Source organism: Rhodovastum atsumiense (assembly GCF_937425535.1).
In the GTDB taxonomy this organism is placed as follows: Bacteria; Pseudomonadota; Alphaproteobacteria; order Acetobacterales; family Acetobacteraceae; genus Rhodovastum; species Rhodovastum atsumiense.
The window spans coordinates 3,975,416-3,997,349 of sequence record NZ_OW485601.1 but is presented as its reverse complement, the minus strand read 5'-3'; the positions used below and the strand labels follow the sequence as shown (position 1 = coordinate 3,997,349).

The following is a 21,934-nucleotide window of genomic DNA, read 5'->3' as shown; positions in this document are numbered from 1 at the left end:
CGATTACACATCAGAAACGACCTGTCCGATCGTTAAAAAATCCCCAACCGAGGCTCCGATGCTCACTGAATGGTATCGCCCGCGCCGTGCGCAGGACGACCGGGCGAAGCTGCGCGCCCTCGATCGCTCCCAGGCCATGATCGAGTTCGCCCTGGACGGCACGATCCTCTCGGCCAATGACCGCTTCCTTGCCGTGCTCGGCTACACGCTGGCCGAGCTGCAGGGACGCCACCACAGCCTGTTCGTTCCCGCCGGACACCGCGACAGCGGCGAGTACCGGCGGTTCTGGGAGGCGCTCAATCGCGGCGAGTACCAGGCCGGCGAGTTCAAGCGGCTCGCCAAGGGCGGGCGCGAGATCTGGCTGCAGGCCTCCTATAATCCGGTCCTGCGGGGCGACGGCCGTCCCTGCAAGATCATGAAGATCGCCACCGACATCACCGCGGCGAAGCTGCTGAACGCCGATCACGAAGGCCAGATCAACGCCATTGGCCAGACCCAGGCGGTGATCGAGTTCGACCTCGACGGCGGGGTGCTCACCGCCAACCGGAACTTCCTCGCCGCCCTGGGCTACACGCTCGACGAGATCCGGGGCCGCCACCACAGCCTGTTCGTCGCCGCGGAGGACCGCGCGGGCGAGGCGTACCGGCAGTTCTGGGACAGGCTGCGCCGGGGCGAACACCAGGCCGGCGAGTTCCGCCGCATCGGCAAGGGCGGCCGGGAGGTCTGGATCCATGCCACCTGCACGCCGATCCCCGATCCGGACGGCCGTCCCTTCAAGGTGGTGAAATACGCGACCGACATCACTGCCCAGGTCGAGGACCGCCTCCGCCGCGCCCGGCTGAGCCAGGACGTCAGCATGGGGCTTGGGGAAATCACCCGTGCCATTTCCACCGCCACCGACCAGGCGGCCGGGGCGGCGAGCGCCTCGATGGAGACGACGGCAAGCGTGGAGGCGGTCGCGGCGGGGGCGGAGGAACTGGTGTCCTCGGTGGCGGAGATCAGTCGCCAGACCACCGAGGCTTCCCGCGTCTCCTCCCAGGCGGTGGAGGAAGCGGCGCGCACCAGTTCCATCGTCTCGCATCTCTCCGAGGCGGCCGACCGCATCGGGGAAGTGGTGCGGCTGATCAGCGAGATCGCCGGCCAGACCAACCTGCTGGCGCTGAACGCCACCATCGAGGCCGCCCGCGCCGGAGAAGCCGGCCGCGGCTTCGCCGTGGTGGCGGGCGAGGTGAAGACGCTGGCGGCGCAGACCGCGAAGGCGACCGAGGAGATCGCCGGCCAGATCGCCCAGGTGCAGCGCGTCACCGGCGACGCGGTGGCGGCGATCGACACCATCAGCCGCATCATCGCCCGCCTCCACGACATCTCGGCCGCCATCGCCGGGGCGGCCGAACAGCAGAACGCGGTGGTGAAGGACATTTCGTCCAGCATGCATTCCGCCGCCGACGCGGTCGGCGGCATCAGCCGCAACATGGAAGAGATCGCCCAGGCGACCAGGACCGCCGACGCCTTCACCCGCAAGGTCCAGGGCATGTCGGAGGAACTGGCGGCCTGATTCCCGGCAGCCCTTACGGCAGGTCGAGCACGACGCTGCGCAGGTGCCGTCGCGCCGGCGGCAGTTGCCGGCAGCGCAGGCCGGGCCGCATCTCCCGCTCGGTGTCGTCGCCCAGCAGCAGCGCCTGCCGGCCGGAAGGATGCACGACCAGCGCCGCCGGGACGAAGCCGCCGGGCAGGTCGTGCAGTCCCGCCAGCGCCGGCGCCGTCCCGGCCAGCGGCACCGGCCGTTCCTGCGGCCGTCCCGACCAGCGGAACAGGCCGGAGCGCCGCCGCCCCGTCGCCTCGGCCTCGCCACGCGGCGCGGCGGGATCGGCGCCGGCGAGGATGACGTACTCGCCGCGCGCCGGCGCATGGACAATGGCGCGGATCTCCATCCCGCCCAGGTCGAGCGGCAACGGCTCGCCGAACACCGGCTCCGCCCCCTGCTCGACCACCGCGACGGGGTTCACGAAGGGCAGCAGCGCCGCCCGCCCCTCATGCTGCGGCTGGCGCAGCACCAGCAGCAGCGAGGCCCCGCCCGGCCCTGCCACCAACCCGGCGACGACCAGCCCCTGCAGCTCCGCCTCGGTGGTGTCCGGCTCGCCGTCGTCCTCCCCCAGCCTCGCCCGTGCCAGGGCCGGCTGCAGTTCCAGCGGCAGGCCGAGCGGCGCCAGCACCACCGCCCCGTCGCCGTTGCGCCGCACCGTCGTGGCAAAGAGCAGGTCCGGCGTGGCCTGCTGTCCCCCCTTGCCGCCACGCCTGGCCGCGCCGGCCCGGCCGATCCAGTAGATCCGCCCGCCCAGCCAGGCCCCCGCCCGCAGCCCGGCCTCCTGCCCGCGCCGGCCCTGGCGCAGGAAGGCGCCCAGGTCGTCGCCCAGCAGGCGCGGCGCCGCGCCGCCCGCCGGGGCAAGCAGCCGCAGCCGGCCCTCCGTCGCGCTGGCGACCAGGATCCCCGCGAATCCGTCCTCCGGCCAGGCCAGCGCCACCGAGGCCGCGCACAGGCCGGGATGCTGGCGGAACTCGGCCCGCGCCGGCGTGCCGACCGGCACCGCCAGCAGCAGGCAAAGCCATGCAATCAGCGCACGCATCGACTCCCTTCCCTGTTTCCGGACCGGGATTCATCACGCCCCAGGCATGGAGCAGCCGCAATACAGGGGTACGTCATCGTCGGGCGATGCCGCGGAGCAACCTGCTATGGCGGAAATGCCACTCGTGCCCGCAAAGATCCCCCCGGCCAATTGCCAGACAACCAACAGTATCGCTACAATATCGCGCACGTATTATTTGGTTTCAGAAAGTCAGACTCATAACACCATCGGTTGTTCTCCTGGTCTTCACAAGGATTTCAGTAGAGTTCCTGCGGTTGATCAAAATGACCTGAAAATATCGATTTTCTTCATTCCGTTCCAGAAAACCCAAACACCGAATCGTTACATGACGTTGCCGCGCCTGAAACAAGGAAAGAGGGGCGAACAGCATGCTTGGGTCCGCGGCCTCGCAGCCTGCCGTGCCAGACGCGTCGCCTGGGTTCCCCCCCGTCGGGGCGACGCTGGCGGCCAGCCTCTCCGCCGCGGTCAGCAGCCTCGTCGGCCGGCGGATGAAGCTGCTGTACGGTTGGACCGATCTGGGCCACATCACCCGCATCGATCTGCCGGACGATCACTTCCACCTCGCATTCCGCATCGATTCCGGCGCGCCGGCGCAGGTGGATGGCACGATGCAGCCGCCCGGCACCCTTCTCGCCTGCGGCCGCGCCAGCCACTTCACCCTGCGCATGCCCGGCCCGGGCGGCTGGGCGGCGATCACGCTCGCCCCCGCCCCGTCCTGCCCGGTCAGCGCCATCCTCGCCGCCACCGAACGCGCGGCACCGCGCGACGTCGTGCCGTTCACCCCGCCGCCCGCCGCCCTCGCCGCCCTCGCCGGGCTGCACGCAAGGCTGGTCCCGTCCGGCCCGGATGAGGCCGGCGGCACCCGGCCCCACCTGCCCGAAGCGCCCCTGCTCGCGGCGCTGCAGGCCTGCCTGACCGCACCCGCGCCACCGCCGCTTTCGCGCATCCGCCGCAAGGCCCTCATGGACCGGCTGGAAGCGATCATCCTCACCGCCGCGCACGGCACGCTGACCGCGACCGACCTGGCCGCCGCGACCGGGGTCGCCGGACGCACCCTGCGCGCCTGCTGCCACGCCTTCACCGGCATGGGCCCGACCCAGTACGTGCTGCGCCGGCGCATGGCCCTGGTGCGCCACGCCCTCGCGCGGGCCGATCCGGACCGGCACAACGTCACCGGCATGGCGCTGGCACACGGGTTTTCCGAACTCGGACGCTTCGCCGTGCTCTACAAGACGCTGTTCGGCGAAAGCCCCTCGGTGACCTTGAAGCGTTCCGGCGACGACGCCGAGGCCGAGGGCATCCTGGCCCTGTTCGGGGCGGGCAGTCGCTGCTCCGTCCCGCTCCGGACAAACCCGGCATCGACCGGGACGTTGCCCATCGGCCCGCTTCGCAGCCTTGGTTCGCTTCGCGACCCAAGCCCACCAGGGGGCCTTGCCCCCTGGCCCCCCACCAAGGGCAACGCCCTTGGAACCCGACTGTCACCGCCGCCCGCACCGCTGGCGGCTTCCCCCCTCCGCAGGAGATGAAAACAATGAAGATCCGTGCGGCGCTGCTTGCGAGCTCGCTGGCAATCCCCGTTGCGGCACAGGCACAACCCGCCGAAGGGCTCTATATCTCGGCCCTGGGCGGCGTGAACGTGATGTCCGACCAGACGATCAAGTCGGTCACGGTCGGCCCCGGCGTGGCCATTCCGCTCAGCGGCCAGCGCCTGGATGGCCATATCGGCATGTCCACCGGCGCTTCGGCCCGCGCCGCGGTCGGCTGGGGCTTCGGCCGCCTGACCGACTTCGGCGGCCCGCGCGTCGAACTGGAAGGCGACTACCTCTACAACGCCTTCAGCGGCTCCGGCCTGCGTGACAGCGTCTACCGCACCACGAACTTCACCGGCAACGGCAACGAACAGAAATACGGCGTCATGGTGAACGTGCTGTGGGACTTCGACATCGGCCAGGACTGGATCTATCCGTATCTCGGCGGGGGCATCGGCAATATCTGGTCGGTCTGGAACGCCAATAACGCCAACCCCTCGCCGCTGCTCGGCCTGAACGCCGGGCTTTCCACCAACAACACGCAGAGCAGCTTCGCCTACCAGGCGATCCTGGGCGCCGACTTCCCGATCCGGCAGGTGCCGGGGCTCGCGCTGGTGGCCGATTTCCGCTTCCTCGGGCTGACCGGCCATCGCAACTACGGCGCGTCCTATTCCGGCCCCGCGCTGGGTGGCGGCCTCGCCATCAACCGCCCGCTCGTGGTCGGCACGGCCGAGAACTACAACTACACCTTCAGCGTCGGCCTGCGCTATCGCTTCGGCGCCGCGCCGCCGCCGCCCCCGCCCGTGCCCGCGCCGGTCGCGGCCCCGACGCCGGCGCCGTCGCGCACCTACCTGGTCTTCTTCGACTGGAACCGCGCCGACCTCACCGACCGCGCCCGCCAGATCATCGCCGAGGCAGCGCAGAACTCGACGCGCGTGCAATACACCCGCATCGAGGTCGCGGGCCATGCCGACCACACCGGCACCGCGCAGTACAACCAGGCCCTGTCGCTGCGCCGGGCCGAGAACGTCGCCGCCGAACTGGTGCGCAACGGCGTGCCGCGCCAGGCGATCGCGGTCCAGGGCTTCGGCTTCAGCCGCCCGCTGGTGCCGACCGCGCCGGGCGTGCGCGAGCCGCAGAACCGCCGGGTGGAAATCGTGCTGAAATAATCCTCCGTCCTGACGGGACCGCCTGCACGGGAGGGAGCACACGCCCCCTCCCGCGTGGCGGGGTCAGGTGATCGTGACGTATCCGTTGGCGATGCTGGTGTGCCCGGACCTGAGGATGCTTGCCGTCATGCTGCTGTCGAGGCCGGTCAGCACGACGCCGGCGGTCGGCGAGGTGCCGCCGTAGATCGTCACCGCGTGCTGGCCGTTGACCAGCGTGTCGGCGGTCCTGAGCACGCTGGCGCTGGCGCCGTTGAGGTTGAGCACCAACTGGTCCACCCCGAACTGGAAATTCGCGATCGTTTCAATGCCCCCGTTCGAGGCCAGCGTGTAGTTGATCACCTCGGCGGCACTGCCCAATCTGATGCTGTCGCCGGGAGTGGCGAAGGTCAGGCTTGGTGAACCCAGCCCCGCGCTGACCAGGGCCGTGTTGTTGCCGAGATTGATGGTCGCGGCCACCCTGGAATTGGTCAGGTCCAGCGTGTCGGCCCCGGCCGTGCCGACGATGGTCATTTGTGTCAGCTTGGTATCGGCATTCAGGGCAGGCAGCGCCGCCTTCACGTTTGCCGCCGTGTCGCTGAGGGTGAAGGATGTCACCTTCGCGTTGGCCTGCAGCGCCGCCGCGTTCGTCACCGAGGCGCCGGTCACCACCAGGTCGTAGCTGCTGGTGATCTTCGCCAGCACCGCGCTGCCGGCGCTGTAGGCCGCGCTGGTCAGCGCCAGCGAGGGCCGGCCGGCATCCGTCAGCGTGATCGCGTTCAGCTTGGTATCGGCCTTCAGCGCGGACAGCCCGGCCACCACGTTGGCCGCCGTGTCGCCGATGGCGAAGGACGTCACCTTGGCATTGCCCTGCAGCGTCGTGGCATTCGCCACCGCGACGCCGGTCACCGCGAGCGTGTAGCTGCTGGTGATCTTCGCCAGCACCGCGCTACCGGCGCTGTAGGCCGCGCTGGTCAGCGTCAGCGAGGGCCGGCCGGCATCCGTCAGCGTGATCGTGCCCAGCTTGGCATCGGCCCCCAGCGCGGACAGCCCGGCCACCACGTTGGCGGCGGTGTCGCCGATGGTGAAGGACGTTACCTTGGCATTGCCCTGCAGCGCCGCCGCGGTCCCCACCGTGGCCCCGGTCACCGTCAGGTTGTAGCTGCTGGTGATCTTCGCCAGCACCGCACTGCCTGCGGTGAAGGCGGCACTGGTCAGCGTCAGCGAGGGCCGGCCGGCATCCGTCAGCGTGATCGCGCTCAGCTTGGCATCGCTGGCCAGGGCGGACAGGCCGGTCACCACGTTGGCGGCGGTGTCGCCGACCGTGAAGGACGTCACCTTGGCATTGCCCTGCAACGCCGTGGCAGTCCCCACCGTGGCGCCGGTCACTGCCAGGGTATAGCTGCCGGTGATCTTCGCGATCACCGCGCTGCCGGCGGTATAGGCCGCGCTGGTCAGCGTCAGCGATGGCTGGCCGGCATCGGTCAGCGTGATCGCGCCCAGCTTGGTATCGGCCTTCAGCGCGGACAGCCCGGCCACCACGTTGGCGGCGGTGTCGCCAACCGTGAAGGACGTCACCTTCGCGTTGGCCTGCAGCGCCGCCGCGCCTGCCACCGTGGCGCCGGTCACCGCGAGCGTGTAGGTGCTGCTGATCCTGGCCAGGGCCGCGCTGCCGGCAGCGAAGGCGGCGCTGGTCAGCGTCAGCGAGGGCCGGCTGGCATCCGTCAACGTGATCGTGCCCAGCTTGGTATCGGCCCCCAGCGCGGACAGCCCGGCCACCACGTTGGCGGCGGTGTCGCTGACGGTGAAGGACGTCACCTTCGCGTTGGCCTGCAGCGCCGCCGCGCTTATCACCGTGGCGCCGGTCACCACGAGCGTGTAGGTGCTGCTGATCCTGGCCAGGGCCGCGCTGCCAGCGGTGTAGGCCGCGCCGGTGAGCGTCAGGGAGGGCCGGCTGGCATCGGTCAGCGTGATCGCGCCCAGCTTGGCATCGGCGGCCAGCGCGGACAGGCCGGCCACCACCCTGGCGGCGGTGTCGCTGACGGTGAAGGACGTCACCTTCGCGTTGGCCTGCAGCGCCGCGGCGCCTGCCACCGTGGCGCCGGTCACCGTCAGGGTGAAGCCGCTGGTGATCTTGGCCAGGACCGCGCTGCCGGCGGCGTAGGCGGCATTGGTGAGGGTCAGCGACGGCGTGGTGGCATCGGTCAGCGTGATCGCGCTCAGCTTGGTATCGCCGGCCAGCGCGGACAACCCGGCCACCACGTTGGCCGCCGTGTCCGCGATGGTGAACGAAGCAACCTGCGCATTCGCCTGCAGCCCGGCGGCGGCGGAGACAAGCGCATTCGTCACGACGTTCGATGGGCCGGCACCGCCGCCCACGTTGTCGATGGTAATGACGTCACCCGCGGCAAGCAGGGTGGACAGGCTCACCTCGAACGTCGTGTTCCAGGTCTGGCCGTAGCTGACGCTCCCCCAGGGATTGCGGATCTGCAGCATCTGGGTGCTGCTGTTGTAGCCGTAGACCGACATCGCATGGCTGGCCACCAGGGTCTGCCGGCCGGAGCTGTCATACGCATCGGTATACGAGGACAGGATGACGTCGTTGCCATTGGCCAGGGCAGCCGCAATGGCGGACAGCACCGAGGCCGAGCTCAGATTATACGTGCTGTTCTGCCAGTTCAGAGAGCCATTCAGGACATCCTTTTCCCAGCTTCCATTCCCCGCGTAATAATTGGTGATGCTGGTCGCGCCGGTGATTGCCTCCAGCGCGTTGGCGACGAATCCGCCATTGCCGATCGAGGAAAACGAATTGCCGTAGTTGTAGGCCGAGTTGCCGGTCGTGATGCCGCTGGCCTGGAACTGCGCGAAGGCCTGCTCGACCAGGCTGCCCCAGAGCGCGGTTCCCCTGTTGAAGACCGTTCCGCCGCCCGCGAGCGTGTTGGCGACGGTGACGTACTGGGCGACCCCATTGGCGAAGAACCGGACGCCATACGTGCCGTTGCCGTTGTCGGTGATCATGTCGTTGATGATCGACGGATTCCGGCAGGCCACTTCCGCCAGCGAGGACAGCAGGTAGCAGTCGCCCAGGCGCCCCTGGTTGATGTCGTTCACGCTCGGGCCGCCGCTGCCGTAAAGCGGCTTCTGGACGACCGAATACGTCACGGTGAAGCTGGTTCCGCTGACTGACACGGTACTGCTGGGCAGATCCGTGCCGAGGAACCACTTGCCGGTCAGCCTGGACAACTGGTCGGCCGTGCTGCCGACAGCGAGATTGCCGAGCGTCGTCGCGGTGGTGCCGCCACCGGTCCATTTCGCGTTCGCGGCATTGCCGAGAACCAGCGCGTTGGTGAGGTAGCTCACATAGGACGAGGCGGATTCGCCAACGTTGAGATTGGCGGCAATCGTCCTGAGATCGGCGAACTGGCTGGACGAGAGCGTTGTGTGACTGCTGGCCAATGCGGTCACGAGGTCGGTGAACAGCCGGGCCATCTCGACCTCGGTGACGACGCCGTCGGCGGAGGCCGTCGTCATGTCGGCCTTGATCACCGGGTCACCGAGCGAGACGATCCATGAAGCCGACGTGTAGGCGATGGAACCGCCGCTGGTCGTCAGGGTCGATGACGTGGCAGGGGCGCCGGCCAGGGATGACACGGCAGCGCCGCCCCCCGTCGCCTGCACGGCGGTGGCGGCGGTGAGACCCGCGGGAAGGCCGGCCGCACTGAAACCATCCTGCCACCCCCAGGAAGGATCGTCCGACACGCCTGCCGTCGGGTTGACCGGAATCGAGCGCTCTTCGGTTTGGAACGTCACGCCACCCTCGCCATTGAATAGGGAATGGCACGTTCTGCGCCCGTAGCGAATACATACTGTTACAATTACGTTTTCGTCAAGACGACATAGTAAAAATCTATATTCCTCGCAGGGAAACTTGCTATTCGTGAAATATTTCGCCTGGGCACGGCACGGCGGCTTCAGGCGCCGGCCCTGCACGGGCCGTGGAACCGGCAGCAGGGGAAATCGCGCCGGGCGAATTCCCCTGCCAGCGGGACCAGCTGTCCAGCGCAGGTGGCAGGCGTCCCTCCCGTACCCGTTTGCGGGTCCGGCGTGACCAACCTGCCGGATTTGCATAGTGCGCCCGGCCGCGCCGATCTATGTGCGGACGGTCGAACGATCCATCACCGAGTCCGTCGGAGAGTACCGTTGATGCGCATGCCGCTTCTGCTGGCCCTGGGCCTGGCCTGCGCGGTGATGCCGCGAGAGGCGCGGGCGCAGGCCGCCGCCACGCCCACGGACGGATGGCAGTTCAACCTCACCGCCCTGATCTGGCTGCCGAGCATCAGCGGCACCACCACCATCCGCGGCATCAACGCGCCCACCAACGCCAGCTTCACCGAGATCCTCGGCAAGTCGGATTCGGTGTTCGGCTACATGGGCCATGCCGAGGCCTGGAAGGACAGGATCGGCATCTTCGTCGAGCCCATCTGGATGAAGCTGGAATTCAAATCATCGGGCGCGATCGCGGCGAAGAACGTGGACAACCTGCTGTACACGGAATTCGGCCTGCTCTGGCGCGCGCGCGAGGGGGTCTACGGGCCGCATGCCCGGCCCTGGGAGCTCGATCTGCTCGGCGGCGGCCGCTACACCTACATCGATCCCAGCCTGTCCTTCGCCCTCGGCCCGACCTTCGGCAAGAGCCGCGAATGGGTCGATCCCTTCATCGGCGGACGGCTGCGGGCCGACATGACCGAGCGGATGGAGGTGTCGCTGCGCGGGGATGTCGGGGGCTTCGGCGTGGGCTCGCAATTCTCCTGGAACGTCACCGGGCTGATCGGCTACCGCTTCGAGATGTTTCATGTTCCCAGCACGGTCTTTGCCGGCTATCGTGCGTTCTCGCAGTACTACCGCAGCGGCAGCGGGCGCAGCTTCTTCAAGTGGGACAACCTGCTCTATGGCCCGGTGCTGGGCCTGCAGGCCAGGTTCTGACCCGGCCCCGCCATGAGTCCCCATCATTCGCAGCTGAAAGGGTTCATCCCATGACCAGCCGTGACACCCTGCGCCTGCACCGGCGTGACTGCCTGATCCTGCTTGGCGGCACCTCCCTGCTTTCCGCCTGCAGCGGCGGCGGCATGCCGCCGGAAGCCTATGAGGGGATGATGCCGGACGGCGAAATCCACATGCGGGAATTCCAGGCTGCCTATATCGGCAGCGGCACCGCGGGCAAGGGCACGCTGTTGTACCGTGGCCAGTCCTATCCCTTTGATGTCGGCGGCCTGGGCGTGGGCGGCGTCGGGCTGTCGGAAGTCGAGGCCGAGGGCTGGGTCTACCGCCTGAACAACATCCTTCACTTCCCCGGCGCCTACGGGCAGCTCCGCTACGGCTTCGCCGCCGGCCAGAAGAGCGGTGGCGACCTGCTGCTGGAGAACGAATCCGGCGTGATCATGCGCGTGCGCGCCAAGCGCGAGGGGCTGATGCTCAGCCTCGGCGCCGATGTCATGCGCATCCGCATGACCTGACGTACGCAGGCCGGGCGGATCGATGCCGCCCGGCCTGGGGTTTCCTCCGCGTCCGCTTAGCGCATCGTCGGGATCACGAAGTCGGCGCCGCTCTTGATGCCGGAGGGCCAGCGCGAGGTGACCGTCTTGGTCCTGGTGTAGAAGCGGACTGAATCCGGGCCGTGCTGGTTGAGGTCGCCGAAGCCCGACGCCTTCCAGCCGCCGAAAGTGTGATAGGCGATGGGCACCGGGATGGGCACGTTGATGCCGACCATGCCGACATTGACGCGGGCAGCGAAGTCGCGCGCGGCGTCGCCATCGCGGGTGAAGATGGCGACGCCGTTGCCGTAGAGATGGTCGGAGGCCAGCGCCAGCGCATCCTCGTACTGGCCGGCGCGCACCACCGAGAGCACGGGGCCGAAGATCTCTTCCTGGTAGATGCGCATCGCCGGCGTCACGTGGTCGAACAGGCTGCCGCCGATGTAGAACCCGTCCTCATAGCCCTGCAGCCGGAAGCCGCGGCCATCGACGGCGAGCGTGGCACCTTCCCGCACGCCGAGATCGATGTAGCCGCACACCCGCTCCAGCGCCGCGCGCGTGACCAGCGGGCCGTAATCCGCGCTTTCGTCGGTGGAAGGGCCGATGCGCAGGGCCTGGACACGCGGGATCAGCTTCTCGACCAGCCGGTCGGCGGTGTCGCGCCCGACCGGCACGGCGACCGAGATCGCCATGCAGCGCTCGCCGGCCGAGCCGTAGCCGGCGCCGATCAGCGCATCGACCGTCTGGTCGAGATCGGCATCCGGCATGACGATGGCGTGGTTCTTGGCGCCGCCGAAACACTGCGCGCGCTTGCCGGTCGCGGCGGCGCGGGAATAGATGTACTGCGCGATCGGGGTGGAGCCGACGAAGCCGACCGCCCGGATGTCGGGATCATCAAGGATGGCATCGACCGCTTCCTTGTCGCCGTTGACCACGTTCAGCACGCCCGGCGGCAGGCCGGCTTCCAGGAACAGCTCGGCGAGGCGGACCGGCACCGAAGGATCACGCTCGGACGGCTTGAGGATCATGGCATTGCCGCAGGCCAGCGCCGGGGCGCATTTCCACAGCGGGATCATGGCGGGGAAGTTGAACGGCGTGATGCCGGCCACCACGCCGAGCGGCTGGCGCATCGAATAGACATCGATCCCGGTGCCGGCGGAATCGGTGAATTCCCCTTTCAGCAGGTGCGGAATCCCGCAGGCGAACTCGACCACTTCCAGACCGCGCTGGATGTCGCCTTTGGCGTCGGGGATGGTCTTGCCGTGCTCGCTGGCGAGCAGCTCGGCCAGCGACTGGAAATCGCGCCGCGCCAGTTCGAGGAACCTCATCAGCACGCGGGCGCGCTGCTGCGGGTTCTGCGCCGCCCATCCGGCCTGGGCGGCCCGCGCATTCTCCACCGCCGCGCGCAGTTCCGCGGCGCTGGCCAGCGCCACCCGCGCCTGCACCGCCCCGGTCGAGGGATTGTAGACATCCGCGAAGCGGCCGCTGCGGCCGTCCACGTGACGGCCGCCGATGAAATGCCCGATTTCGCGCATCGTTGCCTCCCTTTGTCGTTTGAGCATGACGTTGCATGGAATTTTGCCCCAGGATATGGGAATTTTGCCACCCCCGCTGTGCATGGATTCGCATGTCGCCGCCCTTTGACTGGGATCTGCTGCAGTCCTTCCTGGCCGTGGCCCGCACCGGCCGGCTGACCGGCGCCGCCCGGCAACTGAAGATCGACCACTCCACGCTGGGGCGGCGGCTGGCGGCACTGGAGGCGGCGCTCGGGGCGAGGCTGTTCGACCGCCGCGTCTCCGGCTACGCGCTGACGGCCCAGGGCGAGCGGCTGCTGCAACAGGCCGAACAGATCGAAAGCACGGTGTTCGCCATCCAATCCGATGTCGCGGACAGCCGGATGCAGGTCTCGGGCGCGGTGCGGATCGGTGCGCCGGACGGGTTCGGCACCGCCATCCTGGCACCGGCCATTGGCCGGCTCGCGCAGGCGCATCCCGATCTCGACATCCATCTCGTGGTCACGCCGCGCAGCTTCAGCCTGTCGCGGCGGGAGGCCGACATCGCCATCGGCCTGTCCTGCCCCGCGCATGGGCGGCTGCACGCGCGCAGGCTGACCGACTATGAACTGGGGATCTATGGCGCCCGCACGCACGCGGCGCTCTGGCGGGACGTGGCCCGGGCCGACGATCTCGCCGGCAGGCCGTTCATCGGCTACATCGAGGACCTGATCTTCGCGCCGGAACTCGACTATGTGCCGTCGATCTCACGGGCCATCGCGCCCCGCATCCGCAGTTCCAACCTGCTGGCGCAGATGCAGGCGACCCGGGCCGGCGCCGGGCTGTGCGTGCTGCCATGCTTCCTCGCCGACGGCGAGGACGATCTCGTCCGCGTGCTGCCGGACGAAGTGCGGCTGCTGCGGACGTTCTGGATGATGATCCATGGCGACATGCGCGACCTGGCGCGCATCCAGGTCACCGCCACCTTCATTGCCGAGGAAGTCCGTCGTGCCTCGGCGCGTTTCCTGCCTCGGGCGGGCCTGACGGCGGGCGACGCGGTCTGACGGCCGGGGCGTCACGCGCCCCGGCCCCGAGGGAAACGCCTTGCTACAGGAAGGTTTTCTCCCGGTCGCGGATGGCCTGCGCCCCGATGAACTCGAAATACGCATCGAAGCTCAGCATATGGGGCAGGAACTCCGTGCTGGTGCCGTGCCGCTTCAGATGCGCGGCCCATTCCCGCAGCGCCTTCACCGCGGTGAACACCGAACCGCAGGGATAGGCGACCACGCTGTAGCCGAGCTGCTGCAACTCGGCGGCGCCGAGCAGCGGCGTCTGCCCGCCCTCGATCATGTTGGCCATGCTCGGCGTGTCGAGCGCGGCCAGCGTCGCATTGACGGCCTTCATCTCCTCGGTCGTATGAACGGCTTCCACGAAGACCATGTCGGCACCGGTCCCGGCGTACAGCCTGGCCCGGTACAGAGCTTCCTCGATGCCGTGCACGGCCAGGGCATCGCTGCGCGCGGTGATGACGAAGTCCGGATTCTCCCGTGCCCACAGCGCCGCCTTGAGTTTCGGCAAGTACTCCTCGACCGTGACCACGGACTTGCCCGCCATGTGGCCGCAGCGCTTGGGATAGGTCTGGTCCTCGATGAACAGGCCGGCGGCCCCGGCCTTCTCGCACTCGCGGACAACGCGGATGACGTTGTTGACGTCGCCGAATCCCGTGTCGATGTCGACAAAGACCGGGATGTTCACCAAGGCGCAGACATTGCGGTACTGGCCGACCATTTCGTGTCCCGACAGCACCGAGATGTCCGGCATGCCGAGCAGGCTTCCGGACAGTCCGTACCCGGCGCAGCCGATGGCTTCGAAACCGGCCTGCTCCAGGACGCGGGCCGACAGGCCGTCATGGCAGCAGGGCAGTTGCAGGATTTCAGGAGCACGGATGAGGCTCCTGAACCGGGCGGATCGGTTCATGGCTTTCTTCTTCGGGTTTCTTGGCTTTTCGCAAACAGGCACTGGACGAACAGGCGCGCCGTCATCCGCCGTCGCATGGCGCCGCAAGATGACCGCCTTGTGTTGGCGGACTGCGTCTGGTTCCAGATTAATTGGCGGCAGAAAACGCCGCAAGCGTACGGTGGATCAGCGCCCGGCCTCACCCGCACCCGTGAAGGAGATGATCGGATGCATGCCCGCCACGCCACGGCCCTGATGCTCGGCCTCGCCGGTGCGGTGATCATGCTGGCAGGCGACAGGGACGGTCCCGATCTGCCGCTCGGGCAGGTCGGGCTGCCCGGGGGCCGTCATGTCACGATGTCCCTGGGCTCCGTTGGCCTTGATCCGCACAGTGGCGCCTCCTACGTGCCACCCAAGGGGGAAAGCCCGTATTACTTTCCGATCCCCGCCGAGCAGCCCGCGCGGAAATCTCCCGGCATCCTGCTGCGGATTCCCTTCGGAACGGGGGGAAGCCGGTAGAGCCCCCGACTACTGCCCCATCTGCATCAGCGCCAGTTGCAGCGGCGCCGCCGAGACGCGGATCAGCCCCTCATAGGGACGGCTCATCTCGTCGATGAGGAACATGGCGCTGGCCACCGACACCGCCCCCATCAGCAGCGCGGCCACGACCGTCGCGTTGGCCGGCGTATAGAGGCCGAAGCCCAGGAAAAGGACGCTGATCCAGAACACCAGCACCAGCACGAAGGGCCAGTTCAGCGAGGCATTGACCTGCTCGCTCATCAACAGGCGGGTGTCGACGATCTCGCCGGCAAGCTGCACGGCGCTGCCGCGCAACTGGCGCTGGGCATCGGTCTCGGCCGGCAGTGCCCGCACCAGTTGCCGCATGGCGATGATCGCCGGCGCCGCCTCCCCGCGCGCGAGGTGGATGCTCGCCGCGTCGGGGGTACCGGCGAGCCGCCGGTAGCCCTCTTCCACCACCCGCCGCAGCTCCGCGCGCGCCGGCCCGGCGGCGGTCCCGTATTCGCCCAGGACGCGGTCGAGACCGACGATCTTGACCGACAGGCTTTGCAGCTCCGCGGTCTGGGTGTCGTAGAAGCTTTTCGTCGATGCGATGAGCAGCCCGAGCACCAGCGCCGCGAGGGTGGCCACCAGGCCCATCACCAGTTTCCCCACGTCGCGGGGGTGGTCCTCGAAATGATGCTCGGGCAGGCGCCGGCGCAGCACCAGGCCGACCAGGGCCGCACCGAAGGCGCTGACGAAGGTCAGGCAGGAAATGATGATCTCGTGAATGCAACGCCTCCTGGCTGAGAAGTGAGCATGAAGCCCCTGCCGCGCCCCCCGGCGGAGGGCGCTTCGTCGCAGGAGACGGTTACGATCCGGTGCGGGCCCGCCCCGAGCGCAGCATCTGGATGCCCTGGGCGAGCTGCGTCGCGCCTTCATCGATGCCGGCCTTGGCGGCGTCGACGGTGGAGAAGGTGGCGCCGATGTTGAGCGCCTCGGGGAACTTCTTGTTCACCGCCGCGGCGATCAGCCGGTTGGTGGTCGAATCGTAGATCAGCGCGGCGTAGGTGACCGAGCCGGAGAAGGATCCGGGCTGGCCGGCGGCCTGGCTGGCGATATTGGCGACCAGCCCGGCCGGCACCAGCCGCGACACGGTGGCGGCGACGGGCACGTTGCTTTCGATCCCCACCAGTTGGAACTGCACGCGGGCCGTGGTCGGGCCGGGCGCGGTCACGATGGGGTACTGCTTGGCGATGGCGCGGGTGAATTGCTGCTGCATGTAGGCGGCCACCGTCGCGCGATCCGCCGGCGAGGTGTCGCCCCAGCTTGCGTCCGCGCCGTCATAGACCGTCACCGGCGGGATGATGATGCTGGTGTACTTGGCAAAGTTGGCATCCTGGGCAATCCAGGTCAGGCGTCCCGCGACACTGCTGCTCGGTGCCATGGCGGACGCCTCGGGGATGCCCGGCGGCGCCTGGGGTCGCGTATTGGCGCATCCGGCGACGAGGCCGAGCACCGAGGCCATGATCACGGCACGGGCGGTAACGCGCATGGGGTTCCCTCATCCTGCAGCATTGGGCTGGCGGCAGGCAGGTGCCGCCGCGCCATAGGACGCTGCCGGCCCGCGCCAGGCTATGCAGTTTTGGCAAGGTGTGGCCTTTGCGCCGCATGCGGTACCAGGCCATCCCACGGGCGTGACGGCACGGACACACCTGCCGGTCACGCGGCGCCGCGTTCCAGCAGGACCTGGTAGCGGCAGACTTCCGTCGGCGGCACGATCATGCTGCCGACGAACCGTCCGTCCTCGAAGCGCCCCATGATCCAGACCTGGCGATTGACCATCTGGACGCTGCCGTCATCGCGGATGGTCCCGTTGAACAGGCCGAACTCGACCTGGTTGCCCACCACCCGGAAATCGGCGATGGCCACGCGGGGCTGGCACACCGGTCCGGGCAGGGCCGCGTCGTTGATGACCGCCTCTCCCGAATAGGTGCCCTGCCAGGCGGCGACCTGCGCCGCGGTCGCCGGCGGCAGGCTGTTGCAGGCGGTGGCGGGCAGCAGCAACGACAGGGTCAGCGCAAGACGCTGCATGGCGGCCACTCCTGATCCTCCTGGCCTGGTCGCTACGGCACTCAGGGCCGCACCAGGCCGTAATCGTGGATCGCCTGGTCCAGGCCATGGAAGATCAGGCCCATGCCCATGGCGGCGACGAAGAAGCCGACGATGCGCGTGACCGCGTCGATCCCGCGCGCGCCGATGCGGTCCACGATGGTCCCCGCATAGGCAAGGAACAGGTAGGTCACGACCATCGTCGCCAGGATCGCGGCGGTGATCGCGCCCAGCGGCAACAGGTCTTCCAGCGGACGCTGCACCTGCGATGCCATGCCGAGCACGGTGGCGATCGCGCCGGGGCCGAACATCAGCGGCATCGCCAGCGGCACGAAGGCGATGTCCTCGTCCTTGCCGGCCGGGCCGCCGGCCATGGCGCCGGCATTGCCCGACGGCATGAACAGCGAGAAGCCGATCTGCATCAGCACGATGCCGCCGACGATCCGCACCATGCTGAGCGGCACCTCGAACAGCTTCAGCATCAGCGTGCCGAACACCAGGAAGAAGAACAGCAGCAGCGTGGCATAGAAGCAGGACAGCCGCGCCACCCGCCGATGCGTGCCCCTGTCCTTGTTCGCCAGCAGCTTCAGGAACACCGGCATCGCCTCGAGCGGATTGATGATGGCCAGCAGGGTGGTGAAGGTACCGACGAAAAGGGCCGTGGACTGGTTCATCGCGTTTCCCCATGAGCGATGATCGGTTGGGGCATCCTGCCCGGATCATATCGGCCCGGCGTCACGGCCCCGGCACGACCTGGTAATAGAGCCCGTTCGCGCCATAGGCCGGGGAAAGCCAGGTACCGCCGCAGGCATAGGCCTGGGCGGAAGCCTGATAGACGCAGCCGGCGGGCAGCACCGCGTAGGTGGCCGGCGGCGCGGCATAAGCGGCCCTGGTGGCCGCGGCCCCCACGGCCGCCCCCGCGGCCACGCCCACCGCCGCCCCGGCCGCGGCGGCACCCCAACCACTGCCGCCGCCGCTGCTGCAGTTGTAGCAGGAGTTGCCGTAATAGTTCACCGCCGCCGGCTGGTGGTAATAGGCACCGGAGGACGAGGTGCTGGTGCCGTAATAGCCGGTGTGAACGGTGCCGCCGGGCCCGGTCGCGGTGCCGTGGTAATAGCCGCCGTAGTCGCTGGCATGGTAGGCGCCGCCCGCATTCGCGGCGCTGCCGTGCCAGGCGCCGCCGTAGTCGCTTTCATGCGCGACGCCGCTGGCACTGACCTGGGTGCTGTGGTTCCAGCCGCCGTAATCGCTGGAATGCGACACGTTGCCGCCGGCCGCGGAGGTGGAATGGCTCCATCCGCCCGCGTCGCCACCATGCGACCAGCCGCCGCCGGAATAGCCATGGAACCAGGCGCGTGCCGGCGGGCACGGCAGGGCGGCGAGGATGGCAGCGCTCGCCAGCAGAACCGCCTTCATGGTGCTCTCCTCTTCAGGGTTTCTGCGTGGGGGCCGCCTCGCCGGTGGGCCGGGCGCGCGCGCCCGGCGGCCGGAACGGCATCTCCCGTGCCTTCTCCGCCCGCGCCGAGGCGAAGGCGCCGGCCCCGACGAGGTGGTTGATGTGCCAGTTGGAATATTCGGTCTGGTACAGCGCGTGCGCCGGCTCGTGCGGATAGACGACGCGCACCAGCCGGGGCAGGTGGTCGTGGGCGCCAATCCAGATCTCGCCCTGCACGTTGTCCCCGGCCACCGCGACGATGTCGGTGGTGGTGCCGGCAACCACCTTCGACTGCCCGACATAGAAGGCGGAGTTGAGCCCGTGCTCCTCGAACACCGCGCAGGGCTTCGACATGATCAGGTCGGCGAAGGGGAAGTAGATGGCGGCGCGGTCCCAGGCGGCGGGGAGCATCGCATCGATGGTGGACGGCGCCTCCGCCCGCGCGGCGAGATTCTCCGAGGGGACATAGGCGGTGATGGTCTTGCCGTCGTAGTAGAATTCATCGGGGATGCCGTCGCCGGGGGTGATCACCCGCAGCTTGTCGGGCCGTTGCAGCGTCACCTGGTTCAGCGTGGTGTAGAACAGCGGCTGGCCGTTGCGCGCCGCCTTCTCGTAGGTGTTGAGCGCGGTGAAGGCCAGCGTCTTCGCCCCCGCCAGCACGTCGCAGGACGCCTTGAGGATGGCGATGGCCTTCGGCTCGATCGGATCCGGCGCCGCCTTGTCGGTGGCGCCGGGTTGCTCCGCCCGCGCGGCCCCGCCCATCGCGCCGGGCAGCACGGCAAGCAGCAGCAGCATGCCGCCGAGGCACGATGACGTCATGAGGGACAGTCTCATCGAAGCGTCTCCCACAGCCCGTGGAGCGGATGTCGCGGCGCAACCGGTCCGTCAGTTCGCGTCCTGGCTGGCGCGCTGGGCGGCCTGCAGCTTCTGCACGTCCTCCGGCGTCAGCTTCGGCGGATCCACCGTGATGGTCAGCGTCTCGATCCGGCCGGTGAAGGCGAAGGGCACCCGGTAGTCACGGTCATCCACCGGCGTGCCGGTATCCTGGCCGATGTCGAAGGTTTCATCCCAGGGCAGCGTCATCGGCACTGTGCGGTCCAGCCGGTGCGTCGCGACCTCCTTGCCGTCCACCTTCAGCGTCCCGGTGCCGGGCCGACCGAGGCCGCTGAGGTTGTTGAAGGCCAGCGTCGCGAAGCCAAGCCCGTCATACTGGAAGTCGTATTCCAGCGTGTGCCGGCCCGGCGCTAGCGCGTCCTTGCCCTCCCAGCGCACGCGCCTGAGGTCGAGCAGGTTCCACAGGAACACAGGCCTGCCCTTCAGCAAATACAGGCCGTAGCCACCGAACCGCCCGCCATCGGTGACGATCACGCCCTCGGCGCCGCCCGGCGGCACGACGATCTCCGCCCGGATGGTGTAGGAAGTGTTCAGCAGGCTCGGCGCCGTGCCGCGCGGGATGCCGCCGACCGGGGCATGGTAGACGAATTCCCGCCGGCCGGCCGAGACGGAGGGGCGCGGCAAGACCATGCGCGTCGCCACCGAGGCATCCAGCGGCAGCACCTGGTATTTCGAGAACTCGGCGAACATCAGGTCGGTCAGTTCCCGCACCTTCTCCGGATTCGATCCGGCGATGTCGGTGGACTGCGTCCAGTCGTGGCGCAGGTCGTACAGCTCGAAGCGGTAGGCGCTGGCCGGATCCTGGATCGCCTTGCCGACCAGTTCCCAGGGCGGGCGGACCGGGATGGCGCTGAGCATCCAGCCGTCGTCGTAGAGGCCCTGCACCCCCATCATCTCGAAATACTGGAGGTGATGCGGGGAGTCGGCCCCGGCCTTGGCCTTGTCGAAGGTGTAGGCCAGGCTGACGCCCTCGATCGGCTTCTGGGCGATGCCGTCCACCGTCTCCGGGGCGGTGATGCCGGTGGCTTCCAGGATCGTCGGCACGATGTCGATCACGTGGTGGAACTGCCAGCGGATGCCGCCCTTGTCCCTGATCTGCGCCGGCCAGGAAATCGCCATGCCCTGTCGCGTGCCGCCGAAGAAGGACGGAACCTGCTTGGTCCACTTGTAGGGCGTGTCGAAGGCCCAGGCCCAGGGCACGGCCATGTGGTTATAGGTCTCCTGGCTGCCCCAGGCGTTGTACCACTTCATCTGCTCGGCCACCGGCAGCTCGACGCCGTTGAACTGCAGCACCTCGCTCGGCGTGCCGTTGGGCGAGCCTTCCGCCGAGGCGCCGTTGTCGCCGCTGATGTAGATGATCAGCGTGTTGTCGAGCTTGCCGAGCTTCGCAACCTCGTCGATGACGCGGCCGATCTCATGGTCGGTATAGGCCAGGTAGGCGGCATAGACGTCGGCCTGGCGAATGAAGAGCTTCTTCTCCTCGGCACTCAGCGTGTCCCACTTCTTCAGCAGATCATCCGGCCAGGGCGTCAGCTTCGCCTCCGACGGGATCACGCCGAGCCGCTGCTGGTTGGCGAAGATCTGTTCGCGCAACGCGTTCCATCCCTTGTCGAAGAGGTGCAGGTCGCTGATCCTCTTGATCCATTCCGGCGTCGCGTGGTGTGGCGCGTGGGTGCCGCCCGGAACGTAGTGCAGGAAGAACGGCAGCGAGGGATTGATGGCGTTCAGCTCGTTCAGCCAGTGGATGGCGTCATCGGCCATCGCGGTGGTCAGGTTCCATTTCGGATTGCCCACGTAGGGATAGATGGCCGTGGTGTTGCGGAACAGGTTCGGCTGCCACTGGCTCGCGTCGCCGCCGACGAAACCGTAGAAATACTCGAAGCCCATTCCCGTCGGCCACTGGTCGAACGGACCGGCCTGGCTCGCGGTCCAGGTCGGCGTGTTGTGGTCCTTGCCGAACCATGACGTGCGGTAGCCGTTCTCCAGCAGGATCCGCCCGATCGTCGCGCTGTCCCGGCCGATCAGGCTGTCATAGCCGGGGAAGCCAGACGCCGCCTCGGAAATGACGCCGAAGCCCACCGAATGGTGGTTGCGCCCGGTGATCAGCGCCGCCCGCGTCGGCGAGCACAACGAGGTCGAATGGAAATTGGTGTAGCGCAACCCTTCGTTCGCGATGCGGTCGAGCGTCGGCGTCGGGATCACCCCACCGAAGGTCGAAGGCGCGGCAAAGCCGACATCGTCTGTCATGATCAGCAGGATGTTCGGCGCGTCCTTCGGTGGCACCACCCGCGCCGGCCAGGCCGGCTTCGACTGGGCAGCGTTCAACTGGATCTCGCCGATGAAGGGCTGGGGCGGCGGCGGCAAGGTGCGGCCGTCGATCGTGGTGGTCGTGTCCGGCGCGCCCGGCACGCCGGTGATCTGCTGCGCCTGTGCACCGGCAATCAGGAAGAGGCCGAGCAACCAGGCGAGGAGAAACCACGCGGGCCGAAGACTCGGCCCGGCAGCGGCAACTGCCATGGGAATGCCTTTCCACGGTTACGTTCCTGGCGGCAGACCGTGCGGGGCCGGGGGCGTGGCTGTCTATGCAGTTCCGGCATTACGGCGGACGCGATGAAGCGAGGAAGGAAAGGCCAGGGCTTTGCCCTGGACCCAGCAGGGGCCACAAGGCCCCCTTGGTCCGCTTCGCGGCCCAAGCC

The 21,934-nt window shown here is 68.5% G+C and carries 18 protein-coding genes; 7 read left to right on the top strand and 11 right to left on the bottom strand.

The window, feature by feature from the left end; translation table 11 throughout:
* Positions 1-58 precede the first annotated feature (58 nt).
* Positions 59-1,555, top strand: a complete 1,497-nt coding sequence (locus NBY65_RS18145) for a methyl-accepting chemotaxis protein (protein WP_150041765.1) — start codon at positions 59-61, stop codon at positions 1,553-1,555.
* A 13-nt stretch (positions 1,556-1,568) separates the two neighbouring features.
* Here NBY65_RS18145 and NBY65_RS33845 read toward each other — a convergent pair whose 3' ends face one another.
* On the bottom strand, positions 1,569-2,624 hold the full coding sequence (locus NBY65_RS33845) for a hypothetical protein (RefSeq protein ID WP_284347515.1): 1,056 nt from the start codon (positions 2,622-2,624) through the stop codon (positions 1,569-1,571).
* Positions 2,625-3,043: 419 nt separating this feature from the next.
* On the opposite strand from NBY65_RS33845, the gene NBY65_RS18135 reads away from it, so the two are divergent.
* Together NBY65_RS18135 and NBY65_RS18130 are read left to right on the top strand one after the other, a co-directional pair.
* A complete protein-coding gene (locus NBY65_RS18135) occupies positions 3,044-4,171 on the top strand; it encodes an AraC family transcriptional regulator (RefSeq protein ID WP_162530626.1) in 1,128 nt (375 codons plus the stop codon).
* A 5-nt stretch (positions 4,172-4,176) separates the two neighbouring features.
* Positions 4,177-5,343, top strand: coding sequence for an OmpA family protein (locus NBY65_RS18130; RefSeq protein ID WP_150041768.1), 1,167 nt, complete (start codon positions 4,177-4,179; stop codon positions 5,341-5,343).
* 63 nt (positions 5,344-5,406) lie between these two features.
* Here NBY65_RS18130 and NBY65_RS18125 read toward each other — a convergent pair whose 3' ends face one another.
* Positions 5,407-9,129 carry a C2 family cysteine protease gene (locus tag NBY65_RS18125; RefSeq protein ID WP_203330535.1) on the bottom strand — a complete coding sequence of 1,241 codons (3,723 nt, stop codon included), beginning with the start codon at positions 9,127-9,129 and terminating at the stop codon, positions 5,407-5,409.
* Positions 9,130-9,522: 393 nt separating this feature from the next.
* On the opposite strand from NBY65_RS18125, the gene NBY65_RS18120 reads away from it, so the two are divergent.
* A complete protein-coding gene (locus tag NBY65_RS18120; RefSeq protein ID WP_150041769.1) occupies positions 9,523-10,302 on the top strand; it encodes a hypothetical protein in 780 nt (259 codons plus the stop codon).
* Between the two features lie 50 nt (positions 10,303-10,352).
* Positions 10,353-10,832, top strand: a complete 480-nt coding sequence (locus NBY65_RS18115) for a hypothetical protein (protein ID WP_150041770.1) — start codon at positions 10,353-10,355, stop codon at positions 10,830-10,832.
* A gap of 56 nt (positions 10,833-10,888) precedes the next feature.
* Here the strand turns inward: NBY65_RS18115 and NBY65_RS18110 are convergent, their stop codons facing one another.
* Complete coding sequence (locus NBY65_RS18110; RefSeq protein WP_150041771.1) at positions 10,889-12,385, bottom strand: CoA-acylating methylmalonate-semialdehyde dehydrogenase; 1,497 nt, start codon at positions 12,383-12,385, stop codon at positions 10,889-10,891.
* Between the two features lie 92 nt (positions 12,386-12,477).
* On the opposite strand from NBY65_RS18110, the gene NBY65_RS18105 reads away from it, so the two are divergent.
* Positions 12,478-13,407: a LysR family transcriptional regulator gene (locus tag NBY65_RS18105; RefSeq protein ID WP_150041772.1), complete on the top strand. Its 930-nt coding sequence runs from the start codon at positions 12,478-12,480 to the stop codon at positions 13,405-13,407.
* Between the two features lie 43 nt (positions 13,408-13,450).
* Here NBY65_RS18105 and NBY65_RS18100 read toward each other — a convergent pair whose 3' ends face one another.
* Complete coding sequence (locus tag NBY65_RS18100) at positions 13,451-14,320, bottom strand: isocitrate lyase/PEP mutase family protein (RefSeq protein ID WP_150041773.1); 870 nt, start codon at positions 14,318-14,320, stop codon at positions 13,451-13,453.
* 207 nt (positions 14,321-14,527) lie between these two features.
* Here NBY65_RS18100 and NBY65_RS18095 point away from each other — a divergent pair, with 207 nt between their 5' ends.
* Positions 14,528-14,818, top strand: coding sequence for a hypothetical protein (locus tag NBY65_RS18095; RefSeq protein WP_150041774.1), 291 nt, complete (start codon positions 14,528-14,530; stop codon positions 14,816-14,818).
* A gap of 9 nt (positions 14,819-14,827) precedes the next feature.
* On the opposite strand, the gene NBY65_RS18090 is transcribed toward NBY65_RS18095, so the two are convergent.
* The 7 genes from NBY65_RS18090 to NBY65_RS18060 form a co-directional block, all read right to left on the bottom strand.
* Entirely contained in the window at positions 14,828-15,739 is a 912-nt protein-coding gene (locus NBY65_RS18090; RefSeq protein WP_456312632.1) for a bestrophin-like domain, read from the bottom strand.
* Positions 15,669-16,352, bottom strand: a complete 684-nt coding sequence (locus tag NBY65_RS18085; RefSeq protein ID WP_150041776.1) for a DUF3313 domain-containing protein — start codon at positions 16,350-16,352, stop codon at positions 15,669-15,671. The genes NBY65_RS18090 and NBY65_RS18085 overlap by 71 nt, the downstream gene beginning before the upstream one ends.
* A gap of 167 nt (positions 16,353-16,519) precedes the next feature.
* Positions 16,520-16,891, bottom strand: coding sequence for a hypothetical protein (locus NBY65_RS18080; RefSeq protein ID WP_150041777.1), 372 nt, complete (start codon positions 16,889-16,891; stop codon positions 16,520-16,522).
* A 41-nt stretch (positions 16,892-16,932) separates the two neighbouring features.
* On the bottom strand, positions 16,933-17,583 hold the full coding sequence (locus tag NBY65_RS18075; RefSeq protein ID WP_150041778.1) for a MarC family protein: 651 nt from the start codon (positions 17,581-17,583) through the stop codon (positions 16,933-16,935).
* Positions 17,584-17,644: 61 nt separating this feature from the next.
* On the bottom strand, positions 17,645-18,325 hold the full coding sequence (locus tag NBY65_RS18070; protein WP_162530627.1) for an RNA-binding protein: 681 nt from the start codon (positions 18,323-18,325) through the stop codon (positions 17,645-17,647).
* Positions 18,326-18,338: 13 nt separating this feature from the next.
* The gene (locus tag NBY65_RS18065) at positions 18,339-19,178 is read right to left on the bottom strand and encodes a DUF2092 domain-containing protein (RefSeq protein WP_150041779.1); all 840 of its coding nucleotides are present in this window, start codon (positions 19,176-19,178) and stop codon (positions 18,339-18,341) included.
* A 51-nt stretch (positions 19,179-19,229) separates the two neighbouring features.
* Positions 19,230-21,755, bottom strand: a complete 2,526-nt coding sequence (locus tag NBY65_RS18060) for an arylsulfatase (protein WP_150041780.1) — start codon at positions 21,753-21,755, stop codon at positions 19,230-19,232.
* Positions 21,756-21,934 lie beyond the last annotated feature (179 nt).